Annotated in this window: 21 protein-coding genes and 1 rRNA gene; 14 read left to right on the top strand and 8 right to left on the bottom strand. The window is 67.5% G+C overall.

Annotated elements, in window-relative coordinates; all coding sequences use genetic code 11:
- Window positions 1-89 precede the first annotated feature (89 nt).
- Window positions 90-728, bottom strand: coding sequence for a CDP-alcohol phosphatidyltransferase family protein (locus tag ABEA50_RS08925; protein ID WP_425577578.1), 639 nt, complete (start codon window positions 726-728; stop codon window positions 90-92).
- A 375-nt stretch (window positions 729-1,103) separates the two neighbouring features.
- Here ABEA50_RS08925 and ABEA50_RS08920 point away from each other — a divergent pair, with 375 nt between their 5' ends.
- Both ABEA50_RS08920 and ABEA50_RS08915 read left to right on the top strand, forming a co-directional pair.
- Window positions 1,104-2,000: a nuclease-related domain-containing protein gene (locus ABEA50_RS08920; protein WP_345494759.1), complete on the top strand. Its 897-nt coding sequence runs from the start codon at window positions 1,104-1,106 to the stop codon at window positions 1,998-2,000.
- 59 nt (window positions 2,001-2,059) lie between these two features.
- The gene (locus tag ABEA50_RS08915; RefSeq protein WP_345494758.1) at window positions 2,060-2,710 is read left to right on the top strand and encodes a phosphatase PAP2 family protein; all 651 of its coding nucleotides are present in this window, start codon (window positions 2,060-2,062) and stop codon (window positions 2,708-2,710) included.
- A 5-nt stretch (window positions 2,711-2,715) separates the two neighbouring features.
- Here the strand turns inward: ABEA50_RS08915 and ABEA50_RS08910 are convergent, their stop codons facing one another.
- Window positions 2,716-4,692, bottom strand: a complete 1,977-nt coding sequence (locus tag ABEA50_RS08910) for an acyl-CoA dehydrogenase family protein (RefSeq protein ID WP_345494757.1) — start codon at window positions 4,690-4,692, stop codon at window positions 2,716-2,718.
- Window positions 4,693-4,810: 118 nt separating this feature from the next.
- Between ABEA50_RS08910 and ABEA50_RS08905 the strand changes: the two genes are divergently transcribed.
- From ABEA50_RS08905 to ABEA50_RS08895, 3 genes are read left to right on the top strand one after another with little or no spacing between them, the layout of a single operon-like run.
- Window positions 4,811-5,464 (top strand): TetR/AcrR family transcriptional regulator, encoded by a 654-nt coding sequence (locus tag ABEA50_RS08905; RefSeq protein WP_345494756.1) that lies wholly within the window; start codon window positions 4,811-4,813, stop codon window positions 5,462-5,464.
- Entirely contained in the window at window positions 5,464-6,405 is a 942-nt protein-coding gene (locus tag ABEA50_RS08900; RefSeq protein WP_345494755.1) for an ABC transporter ATP-binding protein, read from the top strand. Before ABEA50_RS08905 ends, ABEA50_RS08900 begins: the two co-directional genes overlap by 1 nt.
- Window positions 6,402-8,033 (top strand): ABC transporter permease, encoded by a 1,632-nt coding sequence (locus ABEA50_RS08895; protein ID WP_345494754.1) that lies wholly within the window; start codon window positions 6,402-6,404, stop codon window positions 8,031-8,033. Before ABEA50_RS08900 ends, ABEA50_RS08895 begins: the two co-directional genes overlap by 4 nt.
- A 31-nt stretch (window positions 8,034-8,064) precedes the next feature.
- Here the strand turns inward: ABEA50_RS08895 and ABEA50_RS08890 are convergent, their stop codons facing one another.
- Window positions 8,065-8,913, bottom strand: coding sequence for an LLM class F420-dependent oxidoreductase (locus ABEA50_RS08890; RefSeq protein WP_345494753.1), 849 nt, complete (start codon window positions 8,911-8,913; stop codon window positions 8,065-8,067).
- A gap of 121 nt (window positions 8,914-9,034) precedes the next feature.
- Here ABEA50_RS08890 and ABEA50_RS08885 point away from each other — a divergent pair, with 121 nt between their 5' ends.
- Both ABEA50_RS08885 and ABEA50_RS08880 read left to right on the top strand, forming a co-directional pair.
- Window positions 9,035-10,741, top strand: coding sequence for a threonine/serine exporter family protein (locus ABEA50_RS08885; protein ID WP_345494752.1), 1,707 nt, complete (start codon window positions 9,035-9,037; stop codon window positions 10,739-10,741).
- A gap of 127 nt (window positions 10,742-10,868) precedes the next feature.
- Window positions 10,869-12,542 carry a bifunctional metallophosphatase/5'-nucleotidase gene (locus ABEA50_RS08880; RefSeq protein WP_345494751.1) on the top strand — a complete coding sequence of 558 codons (1,674 nt, stop codon included), beginning with the start codon at window positions 10,869-10,871 and terminating at the stop codon, window positions 12,540-12,542.
- Between the two features lie 240 nt (window positions 12,543-12,782).
- On the opposite strand, the gene ABEA50_RS08875 is transcribed toward ABEA50_RS08880, so the two are convergent.
- Window positions 12,783-13,799, bottom strand: coding sequence for a zinc-binding alcohol dehydrogenase family protein (locus ABEA50_RS08875; RefSeq protein WP_425577631.1), 1,017 nt, complete (start codon window positions 13,797-13,799; stop codon window positions 12,783-12,785).
- A gap of 218 nt (window positions 13,800-14,017) precedes the next feature.
- On the opposite strand from ABEA50_RS08875, the gene ABEA50_RS08870 reads away from it, so the two are divergent.
- From ABEA50_RS08870 to ABEA50_RS08850, 5 genes are all read left to right on the top strand, one after another.
- Window positions 14,018-14,728 (top strand): TetR/AcrR family transcriptional regulator, encoded by a 711-nt coding sequence (locus ABEA50_RS08870; protein ID WP_345494749.1) that lies wholly within the window; start codon window positions 14,018-14,020, stop codon window positions 14,726-14,728.
- Between the two features lie 2 nt (window positions 14,729-14,730).
- Entirely contained in the window at window positions 14,731-16,437 is a 1,707-nt protein-coding gene (locus ABEA50_RS08865; protein WP_345494748.1) for an FAD-binding dehydrogenase, read from the top strand.
- Window positions 16,438-16,495: 58 nt separating this feature from the next.
- A complete protein-coding gene (gene hemC, locus ABEA50_RS08860; protein ID WP_345494747.1) occupies window positions 16,496-17,425 on the top strand; it encodes a hydroxymethylbilane synthase in 930 nt (309 codons plus the stop codon).
- 70 nt (window positions 17,426-17,495) lie between these two features.
- Complete coding sequence (locus ABEA50_RS08855) at window positions 17,496-17,975, top strand: nuclear transport factor 2 family protein (RefSeq protein ID WP_345494746.1); 480 nt, start codon at window positions 17,496-17,498, stop codon at window positions 17,973-17,975.
- A gap of 58 nt (window positions 17,976-18,033) precedes the next feature.
- A complete protein-coding gene (locus ABEA50_RS08850; protein WP_345494745.1) occupies window positions 18,034-19,083 on the top strand; it encodes an aminotransferase class V-fold PLP-dependent enzyme in 1,050 nt (349 codons plus the stop codon).
- 276 nt (window positions 19,084-19,359) lie between these two features.
- Here ABEA50_RS08850 and ABEA50_RS08845 read toward each other — a convergent pair whose 3' ends face one another.
- Entirely contained in the window at window positions 19,360-20,334 is a 975-nt protein-coding gene (locus ABEA50_RS08845) for an SDR family NAD(P)-dependent oxidoreductase (RefSeq protein ID WP_345494744.1), read from the bottom strand.
- A 62-nt stretch (window positions 20,335-20,396) separates the two neighbouring features.
- On the opposite strand from ABEA50_RS08845, the gene ABEA50_RS08840 reads away from it, so the two are divergent.
- Complete coding sequence (locus ABEA50_RS08840) at window positions 20,397-20,969, top strand: TetR/AcrR family transcriptional regulator (protein ID WP_345494743.1); 573 nt, start codon at window positions 20,397-20,399, stop codon at window positions 20,967-20,969.
- Window positions 20,970-21,189: 220 nt separating this feature from the next.
- Here the strand turns inward: ABEA50_RS08840 and ABEA50_RS08835 are convergent, their stop codons facing one another.
- Window positions 21,190-22,272, bottom strand: coding sequence for an NAD(P)H-dependent amine dehydrogenase family protein (locus tag ABEA50_RS08835; RefSeq protein WP_345494742.1), 1,083 nt, complete (start codon window positions 22,270-22,272; stop codon window positions 21,190-21,192).
- A 1-nt stretch (window position 22,273) separates the two neighbouring features.
- Window positions 22,274-23,065: an SDR family oxidoreductase gene (locus ABEA50_RS08830; RefSeq protein ID WP_345494741.1), complete on the bottom strand. Its 792-nt coding sequence runs from the start codon at window positions 23,063-23,065 to the stop codon at window positions 22,274-22,276.
- A 117-nt stretch (window positions 23,066-23,182) separates the two neighbouring features.
- On the opposite strand from ABEA50_RS08830, the gene ABEA50_RS08825 reads away from it, so the two are divergent.
- A complete protein-coding gene (locus ABEA50_RS08825; protein ID WP_345494740.1) occupies window positions 23,183-24,061 on the top strand; it encodes a helix-turn-helix domain-containing protein in 879 nt (292 codons plus the stop codon).
- A 60-nt stretch (window positions 24,062-24,121) separates the two neighbouring features.
- Here the strand turns inward: ABEA50_RS08825 and rrf are convergent.
- A 5S ribosomal RNA gene (rrf, locus tag ABEA50_RS08820) occupies window positions 24,122-24,236 on the bottom strand; the annotation flags it as partial.

The raw sequence follows: 24,236 nt of genomic DNA, 5'->3' as shown, positions 1-24,236 counted from the left end.
TTCGTCTCTGTTCGACAGTGCCGCAACTCTATGCGAGCGACCGTGGCCACTCCGACCCCAGCCTGGAAAATCAGAGTTGACTACCCGGCTCACTGGGGCACCGGCGGTATCGCCCGCGCGACCGCGATGGCCTTACCCACGTAGAGCAAGCCGGTCCACAGATAGGCGACCGTGCCCCAAACCAGTAATGCCCCGCCGAACGCACGTCCGAAACCTGCTGCGGCCCAATCTATCTCACCGGCCAACAACCACGGCAACGCGGACATCAACGCGAAGGTCGCCGCTTTACCCAGGTAGATGACCTCCGGCGGAGGTAGGTCACGGCGGCGATACACCGAAAGGGTGAGCATCAACACCAGATCACGAGCGACCAAGATCACTGCGACCCACCACGGAATCAGCCCGCGGATGACGAAGGTGACCAACGTCGTCACCAGATACAACCGGTCGACGAACGGATCGAGCAGCGCGCCCAGGCGCGAGGACTGATCCAACAACCTGGCCAACTTGCCGTCCAGGAAGTCGGTGAACCCGCTCAGAATGAGCAGCACGAACGCCCACGCGTCGGCGTGCACGACGAGCAGCAACCAGATGAACAGCGGCACACCCAGCAGGCGAAGCACACTGAGCACGTTCGGAACCGTCAACACACGGTCGTCGAAGACACCACCCGCGTCCGCGCGGGCGGCTTTTTCCTCCGGCGGCGGCGCGCCCGATTCGGTTGTCACAACCCGTGCTTACCGCACACCCCCACCTCGTCGCCAGCCGCCCCGGCGATTCGCGCTCCCCCGGTCGCGGCGCAGCGACCAGGGGTCGAGCGCGCGAACGTTCGGGGGCCGAATGCGAACATCTGCCGAACCTGACCTATCGCCACGTCGAACATATTGTCCGACTGCACCTTTCGACGCACTCGCCGTACAGCACGGATCCTTCGCTCCTGCACCGAGTTTCGTGTGCGAGATCACCCGGGAGCCCTGGACCGCACGCCAAAACCCCTGCCATGACCACCAACACGCCCATTTTCACCGTGGCGGCAGCGAACTCGGCCTCGAACCTCGTATCCTGTGCTCTGTCGAATGTCGACATGAAGGGCGGGTCGCGGAATGCTCGTGCGAGTGCAAAACGCCGCAGGCACCGATGCCGAGCGTGCGCTGATCGAGTGGTTGCGCACCTGGACGGAGCCGGGCAGCCCCCACGGGGTGGCAACCATCAACTGCGGGCTGTTCCACGAGAACAAGCCGCACCAGTTCGACGCCGTGGTCTGGACGCCGACCAGCTGCGTCATCATCGAGAGCGAAACGCTCAGCGCCGCGAAGGACGGGGTGCTCGAGATCCCGCTCAACGGCCCGTGGATGCTAGAGGGCGATCCGGCGCCGATCGTGAGCAAGGACCAGCGCACGCCGCTGGACAAATCACGCGATCACACCTTCGCGTTGCAGAGCTGGCTGGCCGCACGCGGACTGGGACAGCGCGCGGTGCACGGCCTCGCCGTGGTGGTACCCCCCAACGGCACCAGCCTGAAGATCGATCAGGCGTGGAGCGATCCCAGTTTCGACGTGGTCCTCGGCGACGACCCCGGCAGGCTCGAACACTACTTCCAGGTGCTGGCCAGCCAGGAGAAGCAGCTCTGGACGGTCAACGACGTGGCCATCGCCTTCCGTGGTCTCGGCCTACTGGCATTCCTGCCGTCGCCACAGGAACTGTTGGACGAAGGTTTCATCGGGCCCGTCGACGTGACGCTCTGGCACGGCGGCCCCACGCAGGCGCAGGCCGAGCAGTACGACGAGGAGCTCAAACAGGCCGAACTCGCACGCCACCGGCCGTATCACGCGGTCACCTCGCCGTGGTACAGCCCGTGGAGGCTGTATCCGCGCGAGTCGGGCAATATCGACTTCGGGCGCGCTTTCATGCGGATCAGCCTCGCGGTCGGCATGGTGATCGCCGTCGTCTGGATCCTCTGGTTCGTGGTCACCGCGATCGTCACCTACGGACCGGGCTGATCGCGGCGGTTGCCGGGGCTGATCCGGTGATCACGCCAACGGATCGATACCATCGGGCGGTGTTGGGATCCCGGGGCGCCACCGCGTCCGCCGCGACGGCCGCGATCGCCGTCGGCGCGATGTCGGCCTACATACTGCCGACGACCTTCCCCGACGAGGGCGGCCCTACCGGACTCGATCGCGTCATCGCCGAACCGATCCACTCGACGTTGGACGCGCACCGCGGCATCGCTGAGGTGCTGGTAGTGGTGAGCAACGCCTATGTTCTGCTTCCGCTGTTGGTACTGGGCTGTGTCTGGTTCGCGGCGCGGCGCGAGTTCGTTCGCGCCGCGCTCATGCTGGTGGCGCCGGAACTGGTCGTCGCGATCAATACCTGGCTGCTGAAGCCGCTCTGGGACAGGCGGTTACACGACTATCTCGCCTATCCCAGTGGCCACACCGTGCATCTTGTCGCGATCGTGACGGCGTTCGTGGTGCTCGCCCGGACACCGGGCGCGCGATGGTCGGTGCTGGTCATGGGGATCATCTGCTTCCTCGCGGCCGCGATCGGGATGATCGCCCTCGACTACCACTTTCCGACCGATATTCTCGGCGGCGCGGCGGCGGCGATCGCCCTGACCACGGCTTTGTGCGTCGGTGCCGAAAAGCTCCATACCGAAAAGACACGGAAGGTCGGCCGACAGCATCGCCGACCGACCGCCACCGGGTAACTCCGTCAGTCGACCGAGGCCTTCTCCGGCTCCGCTTGCGCGACACCGGCTTCCCGATCGAACACGCTCGCGTCGTCGAGCAACGCCGCGCGCAGCATCGACTCCGGCACGCCGAGCCCTTCCACCAGGGTCAGCGCGTCCGGCCGCAACCGATCGACGAGTTCGTTGACCCCGCGGCGCACCGCCTTGGCACGCTCCACCGACATGAACCGATGCATGATGTACCAGTCGAGGTTCTCCTCCAGCGTCGAGTAGACGAAGAGGTCGCACACGGTTTCGGCGAGGTCACGCGCCTCGGGGTCCTGGATGAGCGCGATGTCCTCGATGAACGCTTCCAGCACCAGCCGATCGATGTGCGCGGAGCCCGCGGTCAGGATGTGGTCCTGCGCGTTGTTGAACGCCTCGAACGGGCTGGTGTCGGAGGCGCGCGCACGCAACCGGTGTCCCGCGGTGCGCACCAGGTAGTCCTCGCGGTCGGCGAACAGCCCCAGCTGGGTCGAGCGTCGGGCGAGGTCGCCGTCGTCGACCGTGTCGTCGGAGCGGTCCTTGAGCGTCTGGATCAGCTGACGCACGCCGGAACGCTTGCGCACCACGTCACCGGCCATGGTCGCCGCGAAGCGCACCCAGCCGAGGGCGTCCAGGTCGCGCACCTCGTCGGAGTAGGAGGTGAGCAGTTCCTTCGCCACCAACTGGGTGAGCACGACATTGTCGCCCTCGAATGTGGTGAACACGTCGGTGTCGGCCTTGAGGGTCACCAACCGGTTCTCGGTGAGATAGCCCGCGCCGCCGCAGGCTTCGCGACATTCCTGGATCGCGCGGGTCGCGTGTTTGGTCTGGGCCACCTTCAGCCCGGCGGCACGCTTCTCCAGCGCGCGCTGGGCGCCGGGGTCGAGATCCTGGCCGGTCTGCACCAGGTGCATGCGGCGCACCAGATCGTTCTGCGCGAACGCCAGCGCGTAGGACTTCGCCACCAACGGCAGCAGCCGACGCTGATGGCTGCGGTAGTCGAGCAGCACCGTCTCGCGTCCGGTGTCGGGGTCGTCGAATTGCCTGCGCTTCAACGCGTAACGCACGGCGATACTCAGCGCGACGCGCGCACCCGCCGCCGCCGCGCCGCCCACGCTGACCCTGCCGCGCACCAGGGTGCCGAGGGTGGTGAAGAAGCGCCTGCTCGGATTCTCGATCTCCGAGGTGTATGTGCCGTCGGGGTCGACGTCGGCGTAGCGGTTGAGCAGGTTCTCCCGTGGAATGCGGACGTGATCGAAGACGATGCGGCCGTTGTCGACGCCGGGCAGGCCACCTTTGCGACCGTCGTCGGAGGTAGTGACGCCGGGCAGGTCGGCACCGTTTTCGTCCCGGATCGGGACCAGCAGGCAGTGCACGCCGTGGCCCGCACCGTCGCCGGTGATCAGTTGCGCGAAAACGGCTGCCATGCGGGCGTGTTCGGCCGCGCCGCCGATGTAGTCCTTGCGCGCCGACGGGGTCGGCGAGTGGATGACGAACTCCTGGGTGCTCGCGTCGTAGGTCGCGGTGGTTTCCAGGTGGGCGACGTCACTGCCGTGGCCGGACTCGGTCATCGCGAAGCAGCCGAGCAGCTCCAGCGAGATCAGCTGCTTGATGAACTCGCGGTGGCGTTCGGTGCCGAGGTTCTCGACCGCGCCGCCGAACAGGCCCCATTGCACGCCTGCCTTGACCCACAGGGACAGGTCGGCGTAGGCGAGCATCTCCAGACCCACCACCGCGGCACCCGGTTCGCCGGTTCCCCCGTGTTCACGACGAAATCCCATCTCGGGTAAGCCGAGGCTGGTGATCGCACGCATCTGGTCGAGTACGCGAGCGCGGGCCGCACCGAGGTCGAGTGCGGGATCGCCGCTGAACTCGTCACCAGCCAGCTGGACTCGTGCTTGTTCGCGCACCGCGCCCCACGGCCCGTCCAGCGCCGCGCGTAGGTGATCTGCCGTCGATTCCGTGCCGGTAGTCATAACCCGACGATAGCCGGACGCCGCCGCGTCGGCGGTCGGGAACTCGCGAGAGCTCGCTCTCTTCGACACGCGACCCGCTCTTGCCAACGATTGAACATGCGTTTAATATACTGAACATGTGTTTAACAACCAGTCCGATAAGCAAGGGTCCGCCACGGACCTGAATACCGCCGCCCGCATCCGCGACGCCGCGATCGAGCTCTTCGCCGCAGCGGGATTCCGCGTCGGCGTCCGCGCGATCGCCGCAGCCGCCGGAGTCTCCCCCGGCTTGGTCAATCATCACTTCGGTTCCAAGGACGGCCTGCGCATCGCCTGCGACGAACGGGTATTGCAACTGATCCGCGACGAACGGACCAAGGCGGCCACCGCAACCGATGCGACCTCGGGCCTGCTCGCCGCCATGGCCGACGTCGAGGAATACGGCCCCCTGATCGGCTACATGGTGCGCAGCCTGATCACAGGGGGGCAGCTGGCGGAATCCCTTCTCGAACACATGATTTCCGACGCCACCGACTACCTCGAGCAGGGCGTCGCACTCGGCACCATCAAACCCAGCCGTGACCCCGCGGCACGCGCACGACACCTGACCCTGCTCAACGTCGGCGCGAGCATGCTCTACCTGCAACTACGCCTCCAACGCGGCGAGGACGTCGACTATCGCGCGGCCATTCGCGATCTCACCGAAACCCTCGCCTTCCCCGCCGTCGAACTGTATTCCCAAGGCTTGTTCACCGATCCCACCGTTGTGGACACCTTCCAAAAGGAGAGATGATGTCCAACGTTTCGCGCATTATCGAGATCCACGGTCTGCGAAAGACTTTCGGCCACACCACGGCCCTCGACGGACTCGACCTCGCCGTCGACGACGGTGAGATCCACGGCTTCCTCGGCCCGAACGGCGCGGGCAAGTCCACCACCATTCGTGTGCTGCTCGGTATTCTGCGGGCCAGCGCGGGACGCGCGGAACTGTTCGGCAGCGATCCGTGGGCCGACGCGGTCGCACTGCATCGCCAACTCGCTTATGTCCCAGGCGATGTCACGCTGTGGCCGTCGCTGTCCGGTGGCGAGACCATCGACCTGTTGGCCAGGATGCGCGGCAGCATCGACACCACCCGCCGCGCGGAATTGATCGAACGTTTCGACCTCGACCCCACCAAGAAGGCACGTACCTACTCCAAGGGCAATCGGCAGAAAGTCGCCCTGGTCTCCGCGCTCGCCTCCGACGTGCGCCTCTTACTCCTCGATGAACCGACGTCCGGCCTGGACCCCTTGATGGAACAGGTTTTTCGGGAATGCGTGGCCGAGGCCAAACAGCGAGGGACCACGGTGCTGCTGTCGAGCCACATCCTGTCGGAGGTGGAAGCACTCTGCGACCGCGTCACGATCATCCGCGCGGGACGCACCGTGGAAACCGGCACCCTCGCGCAGCTTCGACACCTCTCGCACACCTCGATCACCGCCGAATTGTTGGGCGACCCCGGCGATCTCGGTCGCATTCCCGGCGTCGAGGACATCCGAAGGGACGGCGCGACGCTGCACTGCCGGGTCGACCAAGAGCATCTCGGCGAACTGATTCGCGTGCTCGGCGACATCGGCGTGCGCAGCCTCACCAGTGCGCCACCGACCCTGGAAGAGCTGTTCCTGCGCCATTACCACGTCGACGGCACCGAATCGTCCGACACCGCGACCACTGCCGAGAAGGTGCGGGCATGACCACGGCCACCTACGAGAGCCCGCTTCCCGCAAGCATTCTCGGTCGCGGCGAATTCTCCGGCACCCGCGGCATGCTGCGGCTCGCGCTGCGCCGCGACCGCGTGGTGCTGCCGCTGTGGGTACTGCTGATCGGGTTGATGCCCGCGATCCAGATCGTCAGCATCAAAGACCTCTATGCCAGCCAGTCACAGCTCGACGGCCTGGCCGCGTCGACGGCGGGCAGCCCGGCCCTGCTCGCGATGTACGGCCCGGTCTTCAGCGCGGCGCTCGGCTCGATCGGCACCTGGAAAGCCGGTGCGATGTACACGGTCATCGCCATCGCGGCGGTCCTCACCGTGATCAGACACACCAGGGTCGAGGAGGAGACCGGCCGCGCCGAACTGATCGGCGCCACCAGCGTCGGCCGTTATGCCGGACTCACCGCGGCACTGCTGATGACCTTCGGCGGCTGCGCGGTCGCGGGCGTGCTCTGCGCGGTCTCCCTGCGCGCCGCCGACCTTCCCGGCGCTGGATCGATCGCGTTCGGCGCCGCGCTGGCCGCCGCGGGCCTCGTCTTCGGTGCCCTCGCCGCCGTGGCGGCACAGGTGAGCAGCGGAGCACGCGTGGCGCGCACGGTCGCGTTCGGCGCGCTCGGCGCGATGTTCGCGCTCCGCGCGGCCGGTGACGCGGGAAACGGTGTGCTGTCGTGGTTCTCGCCGCTCGGCTGGTGTTTGCAACTGCGCCCTTACGCCGACGAACGGTGGTGGGTGCTGCTGCCACTCGGCGCGCTGACGGTGCTCGCGACCGGCGCCGCGTACGAATTGCTTCGCCAGCGCGACACCGGAGCCGGGCTGCTGGCCGAACGTCAGGGACCGGCACACGCGGCCGACTCCTTGGCCGGACCGGTGGGACTCGCGTGGCGGTTGCAGCGCGGCACATTCCTCGCCTGGACGATCGGCTTCGCGCTCTACGGCCTGCTGATCGGCGGCGCGGTCGACAGCGTCGGCGACCTGCTCGACGGCAGCGCGACGATGCGCGACGCCGTCGCCACCATGGGTGGCTCCCAAGATCTCCGCCAGTCGTTTATCACCTACGCGCTCACCATGCTCGCCGCGGCCGCGGCGGCCTACTCGATCTCCGCGACGCTGCGGCTGCACGAGGAGGAGACCAGCTCGCGAGTGGAAGCCACGCTCGCGGGTGCGGTCGCACGCACCCGGTACGCGTTGAGCCACCTCGGTTTCGCGCTGCTGGGCCCCGCCGTCGCCATGTTGGTCGCCGGCGCGGCCATCGGGGTGCTCTACGGGGCCTCGACCGGCGACCTCGCCACGGGGATCGCCGACTCGATCGCGGCGGCCGCGGTGCAAATCCCGGCGATCTGGGTGGTCACCGGTATCACGGTCGCGCTCTACGGCCTGACACCTCGGTGGACGCCGGTGGCGTGGGGAGTGCTCAGCGCCATGGTGGTGATCTTCTTCGTCGGGTCGCTCGACGCTCTCCCGCATCTGGTGGTCGACCTGGTCCCGTTCGTGCACGCGCCGAAGGTGCCCGGCGGACCGTTCGAGGCGACGCCGCTGTTGTGGTTGCTCGCGATCGCGGCAGGCACGCTGGCGGTAGGTGTCGTCGGATTCCGCAGGCGCGACCTGCGCTGAGGCACCCGGCGAACCAGCCCCTCGGGCAGGCTCAGCCCGCGATGCCGAGCTTGCCCGCGAGGTGGTCGAGGTAGCCACGCACCTCGTCGGTGCTGCGATCGGGCAGACCGAAGACGACCTCGGTGACACCCAGATCGGCCCACTGCGCCAACTGTTCGGCATTGTGTCGACCGGCGAGGGCCACGATCTCCGGCGCCCCGTCGCGGCCCTGCTCCTGCCACGCCTCGCGCAGTGACTCGATCTTGTCCGCCAGTCCCGTTTCGGTGGGCGTGGTGATCCAGCCGTCGGCGTGCTCGGCCAACCAGGTGAACGACTTCGGCCCACCCGCGGCACCGAGCAGGACCGGGATCGGCGCGCTGATCGGCTTCGGCCACGACCAACTCGGGCCGAAGCGGACGAACTCGCCGTCGAAGCTCGCCTCCTCCTCGGTCCACAGCGCGCGCATCGCGTCCAGGTGCTCACGCAGCACCGTCCGACGCTTGCCCGCGGGCACCCCGTGATGGGCGAGTTCGTCGGTGTTCCAACCGAACCCGACGCCGAGGCGGACCCGCCCGCCGGAGAGATGGTCGAGCGAGGCGATCGTCTTGGCCAGCGTGATCGGATGATGTTCGGCGGGCAACGCGACCGCGGTCGACAGCCCGATTCGTTCGGTGACCGCGGCGACGGCGCTCAGCGCGACCCACGGATCGAGGGTGCGCAGATATCGGTCGTCGGGCAGGCTCGCGTCGCCGGTGGTGGGGTGAGCCGCGGCACGTACCACCGGGATGTGTGTGTGCTCGGGCACAAAGAACGTGTCGAAACCGGCACGCTCGGCGGCCAGTGCCGCATCGGAGGGCGTAATGCCCCTGTCGCTGGTAAACAACACAATTCCGTACCGCACAGCTACTACTCCCAACGCCAAAATTAGAACAAGTTCTACCATTTTTCCGGCGAGCTTCCAAGGGGCGAACCCCGGCCAGCCGGTTGGGAGCAACACCTGGTAGTGGACTACCTTCGCGTGCATGGGAAGTGGCGAGGCTCCGGAAGGAGAAAGCACGGGCGCTGGCGCCGAACAACTGGGCCGACGGCGGTCCCGCTTGACCAAGCGATTGCGTGTTCCGGTCGGCAAAGCCATCGGCGCCCTCGTCGCCGATCGACAAGCTAGCGCCGACACCATCGTCGCCGCTCCCGCACCGTGGCAGCCGATCAACCTCGCCGACGACGCGCAGGTCGCCGAGGTGCTCGACATCGCGGTGCGCGTCGGTGAGGTCGTGCTCGCCTCCGGCACCGGCGTCGCCGACACCACCACCCAGATCCAGTTCATCGCCGCCACCTACGGTCTGGCGCGCTGCGACGTGGACGTCACCTACGACTCGATCAGGATCTGGGCCGACCGCGGCCCCGCACTTCCGCCCGCGAGCACCATGCGGGTCGTGCGCTATCGCGCCATGGACTTCACCCGGCTCGCTGCCGTCGATCGACTAGCCCGCCGACTGCGCGCGCAATTCGTCACCCCCGAGGAAGCGCGCGCCGCGCTCGACGCCATCGTCAAGGCACCACACCCCTACCCCCGCTGGGGTGCGACCTTCGCGTGGTCGCTCATGGCCGCGGCGATCGCGTCCCTGCTCGGCGGCGGCCCACTGGTCGGCGCCATCAGCTTCGTGACGACGGCGGTGATCGACCGGGTCGGCCGTGTACTCAACCGCTACAGCCTGCCGTTCTTCTTCCAACACATGGTCGGTGGCGCGGTCGCCTCCGCACCCGCGATCGCCCTGTCCGCCTTGGCGGTCCCACTCGGCATCGATGTGAACCCCACCCTCGTCGTCGCGGCCGGAATCACCGTGCTGCTCAGTGGTTTGTCGCTGGTCGGCTCGGTACAGGACGCGATAACCGGCGCGCCGATCACCGCGGCCGCCCGCATGCTCGAAGTGATCATGATGACCGGCGGCATCATCGCGGGTATCGCGCTGGCGATGCGGGTCGGCGAAATGTTCGACGTCACCGTCGCCCCGATCGACATGACGTTAGCTCGCACGATCACCGACTTGCCCGTCAAGATCATCGCGGGTGCCATCGCGGCATTCGGCTTCGCCTTCGCCTGCTACGCGGAGCGTCGCGCCCTGGCCGCCGCCGCGGGCAGCGGCGCCGCGGGCACCATCTGCTTTCTGCTGTTCCAGCATGCCGACTTCGGCGTGGTGATCTCCTCCGGTTTCGCCGCCACCGTCGTCGGCCTCGCCGGTGGTCTGATGGCCCGCCGTGCGCTCACCCCGCCGCTGGTCGTCGCCGTCGCGGGGATCACCCCGCTGCTGCCCGGCCTGAGCGTCTACCGCGGGCTGTACGCGATGCTCAACAACAACCTGCCGCTCGGCGCGAATCAACTGCTGTCCGCGTTCGGCGTCGGGTGCGCGCTCGCCGCGGGGGTCACCCTCGGTGAGTGGATCGACCGCACCATCCGCAAACCGCGTATTCTGCGCCGCTTCGGACAACTACGCAGGCCGATCGTGCGCCGCCGCCCCGCGCGGCGTCCGCGCATCGACCTGGTGCGGCGGCCACGGATCGACCTGGTGCGCCGACCCCGCATCGACCTCGTCCGACGACCACGTCCCGAGCAACTACGCCGACCCACCCGCGCCGCCGATCGCATCAACACCCCACCGCGCACAGTCACCCCACCACGAAGCAACATGCCACCGCGCAGCAACCCGCCGCGGACCAACCGCCCGCGCTAACCGCGAGCCAACAGGATCCGACCGCCCGTCGTCTTCGAGAAGAACATTCGTCGGCGGTCGGCGAGATCGCCTGTGCCTTCCCAAATCCGGGGCTGCGCGCGCACCGCGCGCATGGGAAAGTTGCCGCATGAGGCCCCATCGGTTCGCCGTCGTGCTCGCGGCGGCGGCATTGCTCGCAGGCTGCGCGAACAACGACGGTCCCACCCCACCGTCCGCACCCGACGCGATCCCCCTGGTCGCCACCGACGACCTCCCCGCGGCCGAGGGCGACGAGGTCCACCTGTTCGCGTTCAACGATCTCCACGGCAACCTCCAGCCACCCGGCGGATCCACCGGAAAGATCGCGGGGCACGACGCGGGCGGGGCGGCCTTCCTCGCCACCCACCTCGCGCGGCTTCGCGCCGCGTACCCCGCCGGGGCCGTTGTCTCGGTCGGTGACAATGTCGGGGCGAGCCCGCTGGTCTCGGCCCTGTTCCACGACGAGCCGACGATCGACTTCCTCAACAACATCGGCGTCACCGCATCCGCGGTAGGCAACCACGAGTTCGATGACGGCGTCGTGGAACTGGCGCGAATCCAGCGTGGTGGCTGCGCGCCCGACGGCTGCTCCCCCGGTGCGCCGTTCACCGGCGCCGCGTTCCCCTACCTCGCGGCCAACGTCACCGACGCCGAGGGCGCACTGCCACCGCAGCTGCGACCGTGGACGATGCTCGATGTCGGCGGACACAAGATCGGCGTCGTCGGCACGGTCACCCAGGAGACCGCGAGCATCGTGCTGCCCGAAGGTATTCGGGGATATTCCTTCGGTGACGAAGTGGACGCGATCAATCACTACGTGCCGCAGATGCGGGCCGCCGGCGCGGAAACAGTGGTCGCCCTGCTGCACAACGGCGGCGGCCAACGAGGCGACGCCGACGCGCTCGACTACAACGGGTGCGCGAACATCTCCCCCGACGTCGCCACGGTCGCGCGCCGCGCCGATCCTGCGGTGTCGGCGATTCTGTCCGGGCACAGCCATCAGTCGTATGTCTGCACCATCGACGGCAAGGTGATCACCCAGGGCGCCTCCTACGGCCGGTTGATCACCGACCTCACGCTGCGCTTCGGATCCGATGGTGTGCACGCCGCCGCGGTCAATCGGGTCGTCACCCGCGACGTCGAACCCGATCGGCCTACCGAAGACCTGGTGGCCTTCTACGACGAGCAATCGCGCCCGCGCGCCCAGCGGGTGGTCGGCACCGCGACGAACCCGCTGCCGCGCGCCGCGGGCGCGGCCCCGACCTCGCCACTCGGTGACGTCATCGCCGACTCGATGCTCAGCGCGACCGCGGGCGACCACCCGGTCGCGGCATTCATGAATCCGGGTGGCGTGCGCGCGGATCTGCCCGCGGGACCGGTCACCTATGGTGACATTTTCACCGCCCAGCCGTTCGGCAACCAGGTGGTGACCTCGACGCTGACCGGAGCACAGATCCTGCGGTTGCTCGAACAGCAGTGGGCCGACCCCGCCGAGCCGACCGTGCTGTCCACCTCGGGGCTCACCTACGCCTACTCGGCGTCCGCCGCACCGGGCGCCAAGGTGATCGCCGACAGCGTGCGCATCGCAGGACAACCCCTCAATCCCGTTGCCGCCTACCGCATCGCCACCAACAGCTTCCTCGCCTCCGGCGGCGACGGCTTCAGTGTGTTCGCCGAGGGACGCGACAATGTGCCCGGCCCCTCCGATCTCGACGCCTTCGAGGCGTTCTTGAACCGCAACCCCACGATCGCCGCACCGGCGGCGCGCGTCGAACAGAAGTAGACGGGCACTGTTCCGACGCCGACCGGCCGGATCCGGTCACCGGGGCGGCGCGAATCCACGCACCATCGACGTCAACCTGCTGGGCTGTCGTCCTGACGCGGGCGAGGTGAACATTCACCGAACGCCGCGGGCGCGCAAGAGCCGGTCCGCGTCACTGATCCCAACGTCGCGTGCTGCGCTCGCCCCGCGCTGACGCGTGCGCGCAGCACTGCCCCGACGTGCGGTGACAGCACTTCGGCGTTACGGCACGAGCACCGCCGTCCCGGTGAACCGACCGCCTGCGAGGTCGGCGAGCGCGCGGTCGGCGGTGTCGAGCGGGTAGTCCGTTGCCGTCACCCGTATTCGGTGTGCGGCGGCGAAGGCGAGGAATTCGGTGGCGTCGGCGCGGGTATTGGCGGTAACCGACCGGATCTCGCGTTCCTGGAAGAGATGGCGCTGATAGTCGAGTTCCGGGATGGCGCTGAGCTGGATACCCGCGATGGCAAGCACGCCGCCGCGGCCGAGAGCCGCGAGCGCGGTGGGCACCAGTGTGCCCACGGGTGCGAAGAGGATGGCCGAATCCAATTGCGCGGGTGGTGGTTGTGTCGATTCCTGGACCGAGGCCGCACCCAGTTCGGTGGCCAACTCGCGGGCGGCGGGATCACGGGTCATCACATGCACTTCCGCGCCTCGTGCGGCCGCGACCTGCGCCGCGATATGGCCACTGCCGCCGAATCCGTAGATACCGAGACGACCGCCTTTCGGCAGCGCGGCACGTTCGAGCGCTCGGTAGCCGATAATGCCCGCGCACAGCAGCGGCGCGGTCTCCGAAACGCTATAGTTGTCCGGCAGGTGCAGCGCGTAATCGGCCGGGACGGTGGCGAATTCGGCGTATCCGCCGTCGGCGTCCCACCCGGTGTACACCGAGCGCGGACACAGGTTCTCCGCCCCGCGAAGACAGTAGGTGCATTCGCCGCAGGTGCGGCGCAACCAGGCGATGCCCACCCGATCGCCCACCGCGAACGCCGCGCGGTGCCTGCGCTCATCGACCTGCGTCCCGAGTGCCACCACCTCACCCACCACCTCGTGGCCCGGCACAACCCCCGCGCGGTGCACGGCGAGGTCGCCCTCGGCGACGTGCAGGTCGGTCCGGCATACCCCGCAGGCGAGCACGCGGACGAGCAGCTCGTCGGCGCCGGGGCCTGGAATCACCTCGCGCACCAGATCCAGTGGCTTCGTCTCGATCGGCCCTGGTCGCCGTACTCGCCAGCCGACCATGGAGGTGGTCGCACCCGAACTCCGAACGTCGTTCATCGCTCACTCCTCGCGGACTGCGCGGACTCGGTCGAGGTGTCGACGTCAGTTTACCCACCGCGTCGGGCAATCGCTTCCGATGCTTTTCTGTATTCGATACACTTCTGTATCCGTTGCCACTCGGCTGGCAGAACGCTCTGGTCGGACACATCTTCGACCGACCAACACCGAAAGGCGCGACCGTGGCATCGACGACCTCGAACGCGCACCCAGCACCTCGAGTCACCCGCCGCCGCGCGCAGACCAGAGACCGCCTGCTCACCGCCGCGTATCGGGCGTTCGCCGAGGAAGGCTTCGGCCGCGCGAGCGTCGAACGCGTCTGTGAGCGGGCCGGGTACACCAGAGGCGCCTTCTACTCCAATTTCGGGTCACTCGACGAGCTGTTCCTCGCCATGTGGGAGCAGCGCTCGCAGGCGATGCTCGCCGACGTCCGTGCCGTACTCGCCGCGACCGCCGAGCTTCGACTCGAAGCCGCCGACGGCATCGACACCGCGATCACGCGACTGGAGAGCGCCGTGCCCGTCGACGAGGACTGGTATCGCATCACCGCCGAGTTCACCGCGCACGCGCTGCGCAAGCCCGCGCTGCGCCGGGTGATGGCCGTGCGCGAAGACTCCATCGTCGAGGCCCTCATGCCCCCGATCGTCAGCGCGCTGCACGGAATCGGCAGAACCGTGCCCGACCCCGTCGCGCTCGGACAGGCGCTCGTCGCCATCCACGACGGCACCAGCGTCCAGGTCTTGCTCGAACCGGACAACCAGGTGGTGCGGCGACGTCGCGCCACCCTGTTGCGCCACGTCGTGCTGGCCTACAGTGCCGAGACCGACATCACCCGCGATTCCCCCGACGCCACCGGGAACACCGAACCCACGAACACTGAACCCCAAGGATGAGCATGTCCGACAATCCCGAAGCCGCCGACGCCCGATCCACCGACGCGACAGCGGATTTCGATGTCCTCGTGGTCGGCGCGGGCCTTGCCGGTCTGGTCACCGCCTATGAGCTCGTGCGGGCGGGTCACCGGGTACGAATTCTCGATCAGGAGAACCGCGACAACCTCGGCGGACAAGCGTTCTGGTCGCTGGGCGGGCTGTTCTTCGTCGATTCCCCGGAGCAGCGTCGCCTCGGCATCCATGACTCCTACGATCTCGCCCTGCAGGACTGGCTCGGCTCCGCCGGCTTCGACCGTGCTGCCGAAGATCACTGGGGCCGCAAATGGGCGGAAGCCTATGTGCGGTTCGCGGCTACCGAAAAGCGCGATTACCTGCACGAACTCGGTTTACGAGTGACGCCGATGGTCGGGTGGGCCGAGCGCGGCGGTGGCTTCGCCGACGGCCACGGCAATTCGGTGCCGCGCTTCCACATCACCTGGGGCACCGGCCCGGAAGTGGTGCGGGTTTTCGCGGAGCCGGTGCTCGACGGCGAGCGACGCGGCCTCGTCGATTTCCAGTTCCGCCACCGCGTCGATGCGCTGATCGTCGAGGACGGCGCCGTCGTCGGCGTGCGCGGCAAAGTACTGGAACCCAGCGACCTCGAACGCGGTCGGGCCTCCTCGCGAACCACCGTGGCGGAGTTCGAGTTCCGTGCCCGAGCCGTCGTGGTCACCTCCGGTGGCATCGGCCACAATCACGAACTGATCCGCCGCAACTGGCCCAGCGAGCGACTCGGCCCGTGCCCGGAAACGCTCATCTCCGGGGTTCCGGCGCACGTCGACGGACGCATGCTCGCCATCACCGAGTCCGCGGGTGGCGCACTGGTGAATCGGGACCGCATGTGGCACTACACCGAGGGCATCGTGAATTGGGATCCGGTGTGGCCCGACCACGCGATCCGTATCATTCCCGGCCCCTCGTCACTGTGGTTCGACGCGAACGGAAAGCGTTTGCCAGCACCGTGTTTCCCCGGCTTCGACACCATGGCCACGATGCGCGAGATCCTCGCCAGCGGCCACGACTACTCCTGGTTCGTACTCACCCAGGCGATCATCGAGAAGGAGTTCGCGCTCTCAGGCTCCGAACAGAATCCCGACATCACCGGCAAGGACCTCAAGCTCACCCTGAAAAGCCGTGTCGCCCAAGGCGCTCCCGGCCCGGTGGAGGCGTTCAAACAGCACGGCGTCGACTTCGTGGTCGCCGACACGCTGCACGAGCTCGTCGACGGTATGAACAAGATCGCGCGCGGCCCGCAGCTGGATTACGAAGCACTGGAACGGCAGATCGTCGCGCGTGATCGCGAACTGGACAACAAGTTCAGCAAAGACAGTCAACTCGCGGCGATCACCAACGCGCGCAAGTACTTCGGCGACAAGGCCGGTCGCGTGGCCGCACCGCACCGCATTCTCGATCCCACCAAGGGCCCGCTCATCGCCGTCCGGTTGAACATCCTGACCCGCAAAACCCTTGGCGGCTTGCAAACAAATCTCGACTCGCAGGTCATGCGGCCCGACGGCAGCCCGTTCCCCGGCCTGTACGCGGCGGGTGAAGTCGCAGGATTCGGTGGTGGCGGCGTGCACGGCTACAACGCGTTGGAAGGAACCTTCCTCGGCGGCTGTATCTTCTCCGGCCGCGCGGCGGGACGAGCGCTGGCCGCGAAGCGCGCCTGAAGCAGCTCCGGCTGATACCGGCCGCGAAGTCTACGTCTGTCGGTAGTAGACTGCGGGAATGTCGCGCGCGCGCACCATCCGTATCGCCACCCGCTCCAGCCCGATGGCCGTGGCGCAAGCCGAGCAGGTTTCGGCTTCGCTCACCGCATTAGGCGTGGACAACGAGCTTGTGAAGGTCACCACCGCCGGCGACCGGTGGATGGGCGACCTCGCCAAGCTCGGCGGCAAGGGTGCGTTCGTCAAGGAGATCGACCACGCGCTGCTCACCGACCAGGCCGATCTGGCGGTGCACTGCCTCAAGGACATTCCCGGCGACGTGCCGGTGCCCGAGGGCATCGCCTTCGCCGGTTACCTGGCGCGCGACGACGTCCACGACGCCATCATCACCGGCACCGGCGCGCCGTTGGCCGAACTGCCGGAAGGCTCCGTCGTCGGCACCAGCTCGGTGCGCCGCAGCGCGCAGCTGCGGCTGCACTATCCGCACCTGCGGGTTAAGCCATTGCGCGGCAACGTGAACACCCGCTTGGAGCGCCTCGCCGAGGGGCATGTGGATGTGCTGATCGCCGCGGTCTCCGGCCTGTACCGGGTGGGACAGCAGCACCGCATCACCGAGACGCTCGATCTCGAGACGATGTGCCCGCCGATCGGCGCGGGAATCATCCTGCTCGCATGCCGCGATACCGACACCCAGCTGCGTGAACTGGGCGCGCAACTCGACGACGCCGAAACCCACCGGCACGCCGACGCGGAACGCGCCATGTTGCACGCCCTGCAGGGGCACTGCAACTCGCCCATCGCGGGTGTGGCCACCACCGAACGCACCGGCCGACTCACCTTGCGTGGCAAGGTCTTCAATGCCGACGGCACGCGGTGGCTGGACGCGCACCACTGGGGTGTGCCCGAAGACCCCCAGGCGCTCGGCTTCTTCGTCGGCGCCGACCTGCTTCGCCAGGGCGCACGCGCGATCATCGAGTCCACCGCGCACTGATTCGTCCCGCGCACGGGAAATCCCCGCGATTGCGGACACCCGGCCCACGTTCACATGCCACGCTGTGCTGATGGATCACTCCGCCATCGAAGCCGTCCGTCAGGTGAAGTACCGCTATTTCCGCACACTCGACCTGAAACGCTGGGACGAATTCGCCGACACGCTCATCGCTGATGCGGTGGGCCACTACGGCACCCACGCACTGGGAGCACCGCTTCGCCTGGACGGCAGGGACACGATCACCGATTTCATGCGGGAGAACATCGGACCCGCGATCGTCACGGTGCACATCGCCAACCACCCGGAAATCACCGTGACCGGCGACACCGCCACCGGGTCATGGGCTTTCGAGGACACCGTCATCGCGACCGAGCCGGGCATCCTGATTCGCGGCGCCGGGTACTACACCGACACCTACCGTCGCGACGACGACGGCAACTGGCGGATCAGCGCCACCGAATACGAACGCATCTACGAATCCATGCAGGCTCTCGCGGACACGCCCAGCCACCGGCTGCTGACCAATATGTGGGCGGCGCCGCAACAGTAGGGCCACTTTCGCGGCGGTGGTGCTGGACGACGGCTCGGCCACGGCGGAGGCTTTCAGGATGTCCGCCTTGGCTCCCGCCGAATTCAGTCCCGAGACCACCTATCTCGACACCGCCTCGCACGGCCTGCCCTCGGCACGCGCGGTCGCGGCCGTGCACACTGTCACCACGCGGTGGGCTGCGGGCTTGGAGACGCCGAGGGGCCACGACCCCCTCGTCCCCGAATTACGGGAGTCCTTCGCGCACTTGCTCGACGGCGCCAGCGCCGACGACATCGCGATCGGCCCCAGTGTCGCGAGCCTCATCGGCCCGGTTGCCGCGGCGCTGCCCAGCGGGGCCGAAGTGCTGGTCGTCGAAGGTGAATTCGCTTCCGTCCCCCTGCCTTTCCTTACCCGCGGCGACCTGGCCGTGCGCACGGTGGCGCTGGAGGATCTTGCCGAGCAGGTGCGTCCGCGGACCGCGCTGGTCGCGGTGAGTTCGGTGCAGTCCGCGGACGGACGCACCGTCGACCTACCTGCCTTGCGTGCCGCCACCCTCGCGAACGACGCACGACTGCTGGTGGACGTCACCCAGTCGGCAGGTTGGCTGCCGATGCGTTTCACCGACGCCGACTACTGGGTGTGCGCGTCGTTCAAATGGCTGGTCGGCACGCGCAGCATCGCGTTCTTCGCGGCGGGGTCGCACGCGGCGGGATCGATTCGGCCGCTCGCCCCCGGTTGGTACTCCGCGAATGATCGCGCCGCCGACATGTACGACCCGAAGCAGTTGGCGCCCACCGCCCGTCGATTCGACGCGACACCCGACTGGTTGGGCGTGATCGCCGCGCACGCGGGGTTGGCCCTGTTGCGGGAGCTGACCGTCGAACGCATCCACGCACACGACCTCGCCCTGGCCGACCGCTTCCGCGCCGGGCTCGCCACCCTCGGCCTGGACCACGTCCCGAGCCCCGCACCGATCGTCTCCGTCACCGGCACTCCCGACGACGCGGCCCGACTGCGCGCGGCGGGCATCGTGCTCTCCGCCCGCGAACACAGGCTGCGGTTCTCGTTCCACCTCTACAACGACGACACCGACGTCGACCACGCGCTGGACGTCCTCGGCGCGAACTGATCACCGGAACCTTCTCGGCGTCAACCGCTTCCGGACTCGACCGAAGCATCCGCGCTGCGGTATACCGCGACGCCCACGCCTGAGCCCTCGGCGGCGGTGCGGTGTCGAGGAACAGGTGCGTGCGACGACATCCCGAGGCGATCCCATCGAAGTGTCGGACAAACGAGCGGAGTGCACCGGCGGCTGTTACCTGGTTGTTCGCATTACTTGTCGCCGTGCGGCAAGCAGGCGCGAGAACCGTCGATGTCTCCGGACGCAGAACAGGCGTATACCGACCTACGGTCCTTGCAGAAGGTCCGTCGAGACCGCCCAGAGGCGCTGCGCGGCAGCGGGATCGAGCGCCCATTCCTTCACACCGTGCGGGTGCCGAGCGAGTTCGGCGTCGTTCGGCACGGTGTATGCCTCCTGCGCGTCATCGAGATAGTGCCCACCGGTGTGCGCGAATTGTTCGGCGACGGCCGCGACGACGCTGGTCGCGGCCCCTTGTCCGACAGACTTGTACGTGAAAACCCCGGCGGCCTCGGCCGCATCGAGCGACTCCTTCTGCTGCGTCGTGAAGTTGCGTTGCAACCCGGTCGCGACACCGCCGGGGTTCACCGCGTTGGCGACGATACCGTCGGACGCCCAGAGCCGGGTCGCTTCCACGGCGAACAGAGAGTTCGCGGTCTTCGATTGGGCGTAGGCAGTCTGGGGATCGTAGCTTCGGCGCTCGAAGTGGAGGTCGTCGAAATCGATGCCGGAGCGCATGTGCGCCGTCGAGCTGACCGAGACGATCCGCGCCCCGGCGCGTTCCTCGGCTCCTCGCGCCAAGGCATCCCGCAGTCCCATGGCAAGCCCGAAGTGGCCGAGGTGGTTCGTCGCGAACTGGAGCTCCCAACCCTCGGCGGTGCGCTCGACGCCGCTAGTGACAACCCCCGCGTTATTGACCAGAAGGTGCAGCGGGCCGCGCCATGCGTCGACGAACGCGCTGACGGTGCCGCGGTTCGCGAGATCGAGCAGAACTACGCGCGGTCGGCTCGCTCCGGTCGACCGCGCGATCTCGTCCGCGGCGGCATTTCCCGCCGCACGATTACGGACCGCCAGTGCCACCTCGGCACCCGCTGCGGCCAGCACGCGGGCCGTCTCGGCACCGAGTCCGGAGGAGGCGCCCGTGACGACCGCGCGTAGGCCGCCGAGGTCGATGCCGTCGAGTACCTCTTCGGCGGTGGTGGCGGCGCTGAAAGAGGTGGTGATGAGAGCCGAGGAGGTCATATCGCAACTATACTGAGTAGGCCATTTCTGTACAGTTGGACTACTCGCCATAGAATCAGTCCATGAGCACTCGGGAATCGCCCAGCGAGACCACCGCGACCGACGGTGCGGATCGTCGTGTGTCCGTTTTGGATTCGGCGCTCGTCACCTTTGCGCGATTCGGCTACCGCAAGACATCGATGGAAGACGTTGCCAAGGCGGCACGCATCTCGCGCCCCGGTCTCTATTTTCTGTTCGCGTCCAAGGCGGAACTCTTCCGCGCCGCCGTAGTCCAGGCGCTGGAGCAAGACCTCGCTGACGTCACGCGGATTCTGGGGCAGCCCGAACGGTCGCTTCGTGACCGACTGCTGGATTCGTTCGACCGCTGGGCCGGTCGCTACATCGGTCCGATGACCCGCGATGTCGCGACCGTGATCGAGAACGATCCCGACCTCCTCGGCACCATCATCGAGACCAAGCCACGACAATTCGAAGAATTGATCACGGACGCGGTCGCCGCCGAGCTGGGTGCGGCGGCGGCCGCAAAGATAGCGCCGACGATGATCAGCGCGTCGATCGGTATCAAACACCAAGTTTCGTCACGGGAGCTCTACCTCGAACGCTTCGCGGTCGCCGTAGATCTCCTGGTGCCCTGAGCGCCGCGCTGCCTGGTCGAGCATGCCGAGAAGCCGGAGCGTACTCATAGCGAAGGAACCGACGGCGCCGCCAGACCGCTCGCCAGATCACCAGATCACCAGACCACCAGACCACCAGACCACCAGACCACCAGACCACCAGACCACCAGGATGATGCTATGACCGTGCGGGGCGGACTCGATCATCCGAACCCCGTCCGCATCAGCGCTTTCCGACCTCTCAGCGCTTTCCGACCTCGTGCACCGCGGGCGCGGTGATCAGCGGCAGATCGAGCGCCGTGACGATACCTGGCGGGGCCTGCACGACTGCGGGGATCGCGTTCACGATCCGCATGCCGGTGGCCACCAGCGTCGCGTAGTTGTGGTCACCGTTGCGGCTCGAGGTCACCAGGTCCATGCCGTAGCTCGGTTCACCGGTGATTTCCACCCGGTAAGAACCCTCCCGCTGCGCGGGCTGCGGCCACTCCGGACACAGGTCGGGGTGTAGTCGGGTGATGTGTTCGAGCACCGTCACCATCCGATCGCCGACCATGCCTCTGACCTCGAAACGCAATGCCGCCGCGGTTCCTTCGGCGATGTGCCCGGAGGCGATGTCGAAATCCATTGGTGCGGGCACCCGTTCATAGGTCTGGGTCACCTCGTCGAGGGTGACGCCGATGCCCGCGGCGAGTTGGCGCACCGTGCCACCCCAGGCCAGCGCGAGCACACCCGGTTGCAGCAGCATCGGGATCTCATCCATGGGTTTGCCGAAACCCATGATGTCGAACATCACCTCGCGGTTGTCGTAGCTGGCGTAATCGACGATCTCGACACAACGCAATTGATCGACCCGCAGGCAGGTGCCCGCGAGCGCGAGTGGGAGCAGGTCATTGGCGAAGCCGGGATCGATCCCGTTCACGAACAGCGATGCATTACCCTCTGCCGCGGCCTCCTGCACGGGTTTCAGCAGTTCGTCCGGCAGTGTGCCGTAGGGATATTGGAAGAACACCGGCGCGCAGGCGACGACATTGATGCCTGCTCGCAGGATGCGGGTGAGTTCATCCACCGCTTCGAGCAGCCGGTTGTCGGTCATCGAGCAGTAGACGACGCAGTCCGGACGCGAAGCCAGAATCGCCGCCGTGTCGGTGGTCGCGGTGATGCCGACGGTCTCGTCGAGTCCGGCGAGCACCGCGGCGTCCGTCCCGTCCTTCGCGGGCCCGGAGACCCACACACCGGACAGCGCCAACTCGGGGTGGGCGATCACCCCCGCCAGTGCGTGCTTACCGACATTGCCTGTCCCCCATTGCACTACGCGATATGTCATGTCACAGGTCCTGAATCGGGAGGTCGAGGTTCGGTGCGATCAAGCCACCATCGGGTTCGAGCACCTTGCCGGTGAGATACTTGCCTGCGGGCGAGACGAGATAGAGCGCCGCCGCCGCGATATCGGCGGGCTCGCCGAGACCACCCAGCGGGGTCTTCGATTCGAGCTCGGTCCGCATCGCGTCGTTGCCCGCGACGATCTCCAGCGCCGAGGTGAGGATCGAACCGGGCGCGATGGCGTTCACCCGGATGCGCGGATTCAAATCCAGGGCGGCCAGTTTCGTGTAGTGCGCCAGCGCGGCCTTCGCGGTGCCGTAGGCGGCGAAGGCACGGCCCGGCAATCGACCCATGGTCGAGGTGATATTCACGATCGAGCCGCCACCCGCGGTGTCGAGGATGCGCGGCACCGCGGCAAGCACGAGGGAATGCGCTGTGGTCACATTGAACTCGAAGGCACTGGTCAATGCCTCCGGGGTGGTGTCGAGCAGCGGACTCGGCAAGGAACCGCCTACGTTGTTCACCACGATGTCCAGTCGTCCGAAGCGTTGCACCGCCGCCTCGGCCAGCGCGGCGGTCGCCTCGATGTCACTCAGGTCGGCGACGACCACGTGCGCTTGTTGCCCGGTAGCCGCGACCTGTTCGGCCACCGCCTCGAGTTGGCTCTCGGTCCGCGCGGCGATCACCACATTCGCACCGGCTTCGGCGAAGGCCACCGCGATCGCGGCGCCGAGCCCGCGTCCGGCTCCGGTCACTACCGCGACCTTCCCGTCGATACGGAACCGATCCAGAATCATCCGTGCTCCCACCCCGACGGTCGGGCAACTTGCCTCGACCGTCGAATATTCGTCGTCTATCGGACTAATATTCGACATCGTAGGTTGTCCGCTCGACCCCAGACCGAGGAATGGCCGATGTCCCTCCGATCCGCTTCGCCGCCCACCCGCCGCGTCACCGAGATCGTCACCTTGCTCGCCGGTGCCCAAGAACCGATCGGTGTCGCGGCCATCGCCGGTCGCCTCGGGATCGCCCGCGCGACCGCCGCCGCCATCCTCGATGAGCTCACGACGGTGTCGTGGGTGGTACGCATGCCGGACCGTGGCTACACGGTCGGGCCAGCGCTCGCCGGTATAGCAACGCTCACCCTCCCCCACGGAGTGGGCGAACTCCTGACCCGACTGGCCGAACGCACCGGCCACGGCGCCACATTCAGTCGCATCGAACCCCGGCACCTGACCGTCCTGGATGTGCGCAACGGCCCGGACAGGAACATCCCCGGACTCCCTGTCGGACAGCGCATTCCGCTCCAGTTCCCGGCGGGCGCGAGTGTGATGCCATGGCGCAAGGCCCACGAGCAGAACGCCTGGCTGAGAACTGCTTCGGCCGAGGACAAGCGGAGCGCGGGCGCCTTGCTCACGCTGGTGCGTGAGCGCGGCGTCGCTGTTTTTCGCCCCCGGGTCGACGACGCGGGAACCGTGGAGTTGCTCGCCGATTTACTCGGCGCGGTGGGTACCCAGTTACTGCAACCCAATCTGCGCGCACGCGCGTTACGGCAGTTGGCCACACTCACCGCGCGTCCGTTCACTATCGCCGAGTTGGACGCCGAGGACCTACTCCCGTTGAGCTATCTCGCGGCGCCGGTCCTCGACGCGTCCGGAATCGCGAATTACGAAGTGCAGCTTGGACCGCTGCGCGCGGAGACGACGAAATCCGAGCGCGACGAATACATCTCGGCGACTTCGAGCACGGCCCGCGAGGTAAGCGCAGTATTGTCCGCGGCAATGCGGTCCTAGGTAATCTCGGGAAACGACGAATGCCCCCCGACCGAAGTCGGGGGGCATTCGTGAAAATTGTTCCGGCGGTGTCCTACTCTCCCACACCCTGTCGAGTGCAGTACCATCGGCGCTGGCAGGCTTAGCTTCCGGGTTCGGAATGGGACCGGGCGTTTCCCCACCGCTATAACCACCG

The sequence above is a fragment of the Nocardia callitridis genome, from assembly GCF_039543305.1.
Lineage (GTDB): Bacteria > Actinomycetota > Actinomycetes > Mycobacteriales > Mycobacteriaceae > Nocardia > Nocardia callitridis.
The sequence above is the reverse complement of the archived record's forward strand: the minus strand, read 5'-3'. Positions and strand labels throughout refer to the sequence as shown.